Below are 5998 nucleotides of genomic sequence, written 5' to 3'. Positions count from 1 at the left end.
GTGCCCCCGCCGTGACGGGCGGGGGCACACGGCTTCCGCGTCCGCGGCCGGGGCGGACGGAAGGGCCGGCGGCGGTCAGCCGGCGCCGGGCTCGCGGTGGTGGGCGGCGATGCCGAAGCGGCGCTGTTCGCCGGTGGCGGAACCGAGGCCGCCGGCCACCGCCGTACCGGAGAGGGAACTGATCACCGGCTCGCCGGCCGCCTCCGGCGCCTCGGCCTCCAGTTTCTCCAGTCGCTCCAGGTCGGCGGCGGAGACGAGGGCGACCAGCGGCTTCCCGTGGCGGGTCACGACCACGCGCTCGCCGCCGTACACCACGCGGTTGATGAGGTCGGCGAGCTCCGCCCGCGCTTGCGTCACCGGGATCTCGTAGGTCATGCTCCTCATCTTACGGTCTGTACGTCCTGTACATTTTTGACAGAAGGAGGTGCTCCTCATGGACGCACGCCACGTACTGCCGGAGTTCTCGGAGCGGACCTCGTACGGAACCCGGACGCTCGACCCCTACGCGAAGCTCCTGGAGAACCGGGTCGTCTTCCTGGGCACGCCGGTCGACGACGTCGCCGCGAGCGACGTGATCGCCCAGCTCCTGCACCTGGATCACGCGGATCCGGGGCGGGACGTCTCGCTCTACCTCAACTCCCCCGGCGGCTCGGTCACGGCGATGACCGCGATCCACGACACCATGCGCAGCCTGGCGAGCGACGTGGAGACGATCTGCCTCGGCCAGGCCGGTTCCACGGCGGCGGTCCTGCTCGCGGCGGGCGCGCCCGGCAAGCGCCTGATGCTCCCCGGCGCCCGGGTCACGCTGCGCCAGCCGCTGCTGGACGAGCCGCTCACCGGGCAGCCCTCGGACCTGGACCTCCACGCGCGCGAACTGCTCCGGCTGCGCGGGGTGATGACGGGGCTGCTCTCCGCGTACACCGGCCGGGACGAGGAACGCGTCGCCGCCGACACCGACCGCCTGACCGTGCTCGACGCGCCGGCCGCCCGCGCGTACGGCCTGGTCGACCACATCGTCAGCGACCGCCGTGCCGCCGGCACGCCGGCCCGGTGAGGCCCCGATGGTCCCGGAGCTTCCGCCGCTGCCCGCCCTGACGCGCGCCGAGGGGCAGTTCGTCGACGCGTACCTCGAAGTCGTCGACCTCCTGGGGAGAATCAATCCATCCAGGACATCGCATACGTATGGCGCCCTGCGCGCGGCTCAGGCGCTGGTCGGACGGGTGGAGGCGCTGCGCGAGGCCCTGACGCTCATGCATATGCGGGGCGAGAGCGAGGTGCACGCCGAGACACTGGCGTGCGCGCTGCGGGTGTTGGACGGAGAGCGGCGCGCGGCCCGCGTCACCGTGCCCGCGACGCGGGCGAGTTGACATTCCGTCGTGTCGTGTCGAGCTCCGGACGGCCGACACGGAGCGCAGAAACCGTCCCCCGTTCGGCGTAGTCGCGCAAACGGCCGATGGGGCAGGCGAGTTGCGCAACAGGTGTACGCATTTGGCGGAATGGGACATTCCGACGCTGGTACGGGGCTCGTCGGCCAAACCTACGACGATCACGAAACCCTCTTGTCCACCCGTATGGATCAGTCGTGAGGAGCCTCACATAACGCCGTTTCCACTCGGTTTTCGCCCGGACCGTGGGTCAAGATCCCTGTCGACGACAAGCCCCCGCCACCCAGGCGGGGCGGTCCGGGCGGACGCCGAGTCCTGCCGCCGTCCCGGACGTCTGGTCGACAGGATTGGACCGGCAGGAGTGGAGGACCCGAGCAGTACGGGTCGACCGCGCCGTATCCCCGGCGCGGCCGTCCCTTGGGGTGAAGCCGCGAGAGCGGCCGGGCATCTTCGCCTGCCCGAACCCGACAGGTCATCCTTCACAGGCGGCTGACGAAGGGTTGCGCATGACTGCGCAGATGCACGTCCCGTCCCTGCTGTCCCGGGCCGGAGCCGTCTCGGCTCTCACCCTCGCCGCCGTCGGCGGCACGCTCCTCGCACCGGGAGCCGCTCCCGAGGCCCAGGCAGCCACCTCCCACGCGTCGAAGGCACTGAGCGTCGCCGCGGCCAAGAAGGGCGCGCCCTACCGGTACGGCGCGGCGGGCCCCACCCGCTTCGACTGCTCCGGTCTCACGCTCTACGCGTACAAGAAGGCGGGCAAGTCGCTGCCCCGCACCGCGCAGCAGCAGTACAACAAGACCCGGCACATCTCCGCCTCCAGCCGGCAGAAGGGCGACCTGGTCTTCTTCCACTCCGGCGGGAGGGTCTACCACGTGGGGATCTACGCCGGCAGCGGCAAGATCTGGCACTCGCCCAAGACCGGCTCCTGGGTGAAGCTCGACAAGATCTGGACCTCGAAGGTCCTCTACGGTCGCGTGCGCTGACCCCGCGGCGCCCGCGGGGGTGTCCCCGGGGTGCGGTGGCGCCGCCGCACCCCACCCCGCGGGCGCCGTGCCCCGTCCCGTCCCGTACGAACCCCGTGCGTCCGCCCCGCTTCCTTCCTAGGATGCGGTGATGACACTCGATCAAGCGCTCGTCGACGCCGCCATCGCCCAGCTGGACCGCCGCTGGCCCGCCGACGAGGCCGGCGGGGCCGCCGCCGTCCGCCTCGACGACGGGCGGATCCTGACGAGCGTCGGCCTCGACAACATCCACGCGAGCGTCGCCCTGTGCCAGGAGACCGGCGCGTACTGCCAGGCGTACACCCTCGACCGCCGGGTGACCGCCTCCGTCTGCGTCTTCCGCGACCCCGAGGACGGCCGGTACGTCGTCCTGCCGCCGTGCGGCGTCTGCCAGGAACGCCTCGCGCTCTGGGGCCCCGACGTCGAGGTCGGCGTGCCCGACCCCGAGGACCCCACCCGCTGGCTCTCCCGCACGCTCGCGGAGGTCAATCCGCACTACTGGGCGCGCCACTTCGCCGGCGGCGCGTGGCCCTCGACGAAAATGCACTCCGAGTGAACGGGCACGGCGGGCCGTTCAGCAGGCGGGAACGGCGGCCGCGGCCCACGGCAGGGTGATCCACACCGTCTTGCCGCCCTCCGCGGTCGGCGTGACCGAGAGCCGGCCGCCGGCCTCCGCCGCGAGGACCCGGATGATCGCCATGCCGCGGCCGTTGTCCTGCTGGACGGCGGCCGGCAGGCGGCGCGGGAAGCGCGGATGGCTGTCGGTGACCCCGACCCGCAGGACCTCCTCGCGGTCGAGACGCACCTCGACGGTGAAGGTGGGCGACTGCCCGAAGGTGTGCTGCACGGCGTTGGTCGCCAGTTCCGAGACCATCAGCCGGATCGAGTCCGCCGCGTCCCCGCCGTCGTCCAGACCCCAGCGGCCGAGCACCTCCGCCACGAACCTGCGCGCCGTGGCGACCGCGGCGGGCTCGCTCGGCAGAGTGACGGATGCTTCCTGGTGGTCTGCCATGGCGACGTCGTCCCTTTCCCGCCGGGGCCGTCGCCCCGGATCGCGCTCCGCGCCAGACTGCCACCGATCGCGCGGCCCGGTGGGGCGTTCTCCCGAGATATGCCCCGTTCTGTCGCCCGAAGCGGTGAACTCTCGGTGCGCGGAACGGTTTTGGGGCACAAGCGGAGGCACGCCCTCCTCCGTGCGTCCCGTTCTCAGCGGGCTCCGGCCGGCGCGGTCCGGACGATCGTTTCGACCGCCCGCTCGATCTCCGCGTCGGTGAGGTCCGCGCGGGCCGTCAGCCGCAGCCGGGAGATGCCGTCCGGCACGGACGGGGGCCGGAAGCAGCCCACGGACAGGCCCCGTTCACGGCAGTCGGCCGCCCAGCGCAGGGCCTCCTCGGGCCCCGGCGCGCGGACCGACACCACGGCCGCGTCCGGCCGGGCCGAGGTGAACCCGGCCCCGGTGAGCGCTTGGTGCAGGGTGACCGCGACCGTACGGGCCCGCTCGGCGAGCCCCGGGTCGGCGGCGATCAGCCGCAGGCTCGCGAGCGCCGCGCCGGTGGCGGCCGGCGCGAGACCGGTGTCGAAGATGAAGGTGCGCGCGGCGTTGACCAGGTGCTCGATCACCCGGGCGGGGCCGAGGACCGCGCCGCCCTGGCTGCCCAGCGACTTGGAGAGGGTGAGGGTGGCCACGACGTCCTCGTCGCCGGCGAGGCCCGCGCCGTGGAGGGCGCCCCGGCCGCCCGCGCCGAGCACGCCGAAACCGTGGGCGTCGTCGACGACGATCCCGGCTCCGTGGTCACGGCAGGCGGCGGCGAGCTCCTCCAGCGGGGCCCGGTCGCCGTCGACGGAGAAGACCGAGTCGCTGACGGCGAGCGCGCGCCGCCCCGGGTGCGCCTCCAGCGTCTTGCGCACGGCTTCGGGGTCGGCGTGCGGGACGACGGCGGCCTCGGCGCGCGCGAGCCGGCAGCCGTCCACGATCGAGGCGTGGTTGGCGGCGTCGGAGACGATCAGCGCGCCCGGGCCGCCGAGCGCGGTGAGCGCGGCGAGGTTGGCGGCGTATCCGGAGGAGAGGACGAGGGCGGCCTCGAAGCCGCAGAACGCGGCCAGCTCCTCCTCCAGCCGGGTGTGCAGCCGGGTCGTTCCGGTGACGAGGCGCGAACCGGTCGCGCCGGCGCCCCAGCGGCGGGCGGCCCCGGCGGCCGCCTCGGTGACCTCGGGGTGCCGGGTGAGGCCGAGGTAGTCGTTGCTCGCCAGGTCCAGCAGCTCGGAGACCGCCGGGCGCGGCCGCAGCGTCCGGACGAGCCCGGCCTCCGCCCGGCGGCGGGCCTCGGCGTCGGTCCAGTCGAAGGCGGTGCGGCGCGGAGGCGGGGTCGGCCCGGGCTGGGACATGCGGCGGTCCTTTTGCAGGCACCGTTTTGTAGGCGCCTTTTTGTAGGCAGCGCACAGACCCTAACGGCAGGAGGCCGAGGTCGGGGTGTGGTCATCCACACACCTCTCGCCGAGCCGTTTGTTCGGTTTCTCCTTGGCCGGGGAGCCCGCGGTAGGCGAGGATCAACCCTTATGGACCTGCTGAACACGCTGGTGGAGAAGGGGCTGCGGCGCGAGTCGCCGACCCGTGAAGAAGCGCTCGCCGTGCTGGCGACCTCCGACGACGAACTGCTCGATGTGGTGGCGGCGGCCGGCAAGGTGCGCCGGCAGTGGTTCGGGCGGCGGGTGAAGCTGAACTACCTCGTCAACCTCAAGTCCGGACTGTGTCCGGAGGACTGCTCGTACTGTTCGCAGCGGCTCGGCTCCAAGGCCGACATCCTCAAGTACACCTGGCTGAAGCCGGACGAGGCGTCCGAGGCGGCCGCGGCGGGCATCGCCGGCGGCGCCAAGCGGGTCTGCCTGGTGGCGAGCGGCCGCGGCCCGACGGACCGGGACGTGGAGCGGGTCGGCAGGACCATCGAGGCCATCAAGGAGCAGAACGAGGGCGTGGAGGTGTGCGCCTGCCTCGGCCTGCTCTCCGACGGCCAGGCCGAGCGGCTGAAGTCGGCGGGCGCCGACGCGTACAACCACAACCTCAACACCTCCGAGGGCACGTACGGCGAGATCACCACCACCCACACCTACGCGGACCGGGTGGACACCGTGCAGAAGGCGCACGCGGCGGGCCTCTCGGCCTGCTCGGGTCTGATCGCGGGCATGGGCGAGACCGACGAGGACCTGGTCGACGTGGTGTTCGCGCTGCGCGAGCTGGACTCGGACTCGGTGCCGGTCAACTTCCTGATCCCGTTCGAGGGCACGCCGCTGGCGAAGGAGTGGAACCTCAGCCCGCAGCGCTGCCTGCGGATCCTCGCCATGGTCCGCTTCGTCTGCCCCGACGTGGAGGTGCGGATCGCGGGCGGCCGCGAGGTCCACCTGCGCTCGATGCAGCCGCTGGCGCTGCACATCGCCAACTCGATCTTCCTCGGCGACTACCTGACCAGTGAGGGCCAGGCCGGCAAGGCGGACCTCGACATGATCGCGGACGCCGGCTTCGAGGTGGAGGGCGCGGGCACGACCACCCTGCCCGCCCACCGCGCCGACGCGCTCGCGGCGGCGGGCGGCGGCTGCGGTTCGCACGCGTCGGCGGGC

At 73.0% G+C, this 5998-nt stretch carries 8 protein-coding genes and 1 riboswitch; of the genes, 5 read left to right on the top strand and 3 right to left on the bottom strand.

The genetic code is table 11. The annotated features are described in order from the left end of the window. Positions 1 to 75: 75 nt before the first annotated feature. Entirely contained in the window at positions 76 to 375 is a 300-nt protein-coding gene (locus AB0E83_RS34820) for a type II toxin-antitoxin system Phd/YefM family antitoxin (protein ID WP_362120737.1), read from the bottom strand. 58 nt (positions 376 to 433) lie between these two features. On the opposite strand from AB0E83_RS34820, the gene AB0E83_RS34815 reads away from it, so the two are divergent. The 4 genes from AB0E83_RS34815 (at position 434) to AB0E83_RS34800 (ending at position 2942) form a co-directional block, all read left to right on the top strand. Continuing rightward, positions 434 to 1054, top strand: a complete 621-nt coding sequence (locus AB0E83_RS34815; RefSeq protein ID WP_362120735.1) for an ATP-dependent Clp protease proteolytic subunit — start codon at positions 434 to 436, stop codon at positions 1052 to 1054. Between the two features lie 7 nt (positions 1055 to 1061). Beyond that, positions 1062 to 1367 carry a hypothetical protein gene (locus tag AB0E83_RS34810; RefSeq protein WP_362120733.1) on the top strand — a complete coding sequence of 102 codons (306 nt, stop codon included), beginning with the start codon at positions 1062 to 1064 and terminating at the stop codon, positions 1365 to 1367. Between the two features lie 314 nt (positions 1368 to 1681). Further along, positions 1682 to 1888, top strand: a riboswitch (cyclic di-AMP (ydaO/yuaA leader). A gap of 3 nt (positions 1889 to 1891) precedes the next feature. Continuing rightward, positions 1892 to 2368 (top strand): C40 family peptidase, encoded by a 477-nt coding sequence (locus AB0E83_RS34805; protein WP_362120731.1) that lies wholly within the window; start codon positions 1892 to 1894, stop codon positions 2366 to 2368. A 130-nt stretch (positions 2369 to 2498) separates the two neighbouring features. Then, positions 2499 to 2942: a cytidine deaminase gene (locus AB0E83_RS34800; protein WP_362120729.1), complete on the top strand. Its 444-nt coding sequence runs from the start codon at positions 2499 to 2501 to the stop codon at positions 2940 to 2942. 18 nt (positions 2943 to 2960) lie between these two features. On the opposite strand, the gene AB0E83_RS34795 is transcribed toward AB0E83_RS34800, so the two are convergent. Both AB0E83_RS34795 and AB0E83_RS34790 read right to left on the bottom strand, forming a co-directional pair. Beyond that, positions 2961 to 3398 (bottom strand): ATP-binding protein, encoded by a 438-nt coding sequence (locus tag AB0E83_RS34795; protein ID WP_362120727.1) that lies wholly within the window; start codon positions 3396 to 3398, stop codon positions 2961 to 2963. Positions 3399 to 3592: 194 nt separating this feature from the next. Further along, the gene (locus tag AB0E83_RS34790; RefSeq protein WP_362120725.1) at positions 3593 to 4771 is read right to left on the bottom strand and encodes an 8-amino-7-oxononanoate synthase; all 1179 of its coding nucleotides are present in this window, start codon (positions 4769 to 4771) and stop codon (positions 3593 to 3595) included. A gap of 171 nt (positions 4772 to 4942) precedes the next feature. Between AB0E83_RS34790 and bioB the strand changes: the two genes are divergently transcribed. Further along, positions 4943 to 5998: biotin synthase BioB (gene bioB, locus AB0E83_RS34785; protein ID WP_362120723.1), on the top strand; the 1056-nt coding region annotated here is incomplete at its 3' end.

The sequence above is a fragment of the Streptomyces sp. NPDC035033 genome (genome assembly GCF_040636735.1).
Taxonomy (GTDB): Bacteria; Actinomycetota; Actinomycetes; order Streptomycetales; family Streptomycetaceae; genus Streptomyces.
The sequence above is the reverse complement of the archived record's forward strand: the minus strand, read 5'-3'. Positions and strand labels throughout refer to the sequence as shown.

What these genes read in the sequence shown, in the direction of transcription:
- AB0E83_RS34820 (WP_362120737.1), bottom strand. Translation starts at nt 375, where the DNA reads ATGACCTACGAGATCCCGGTGACGCAAGCGCGGGCGGAGCTCGCCGAC.
- AB0E83_RS34815 (WP_362120735.1), top strand. Translation starts at nt 434, where the DNA reads ATGGACGCACGCCACGTACTGCCGGAGTTCTCGGAGCGGACCTCGTAC.
- AB0E83_RS34810 (WP_362120733.1), top strand. Translation starts at nt 1,062, where the DNA reads ATGGTCCCGGAGCTTCCGCCGCTGCCCGCCCTGACGCGCGCCGAGGGG.
- AB0E83_RS34805 (WP_362120731.1), top strand. Translation starts at nt 1,892, where the DNA reads ATGACTGCGCAGATGCACGTCCCGTCCCTGCTGTCCCGGGCCGGAGCC.
- AB0E83_RS34800 (WP_362120729.1), top strand. Translation starts at nt 2,499, where the DNA reads ATGACACTCGATCAAGCGCTCGTCGACGCCGCCATCGCCCAGCTGGAC.
- AB0E83_RS34795 (WP_362120727.1), bottom strand. Translation starts at nt 3,398, where the DNA reads ATGGCAGACCACCAGGAAGCATCCGTCACTCTGCCGAGCGAGCCCGCC.
- AB0E83_RS34790 (WP_362120725.1), bottom strand. Translation starts at nt 4,771, where the DNA reads ATGTCCCAGCCCGGGCCGACCCCGCCTCCGCGCCGCACCGCCTTCGAC.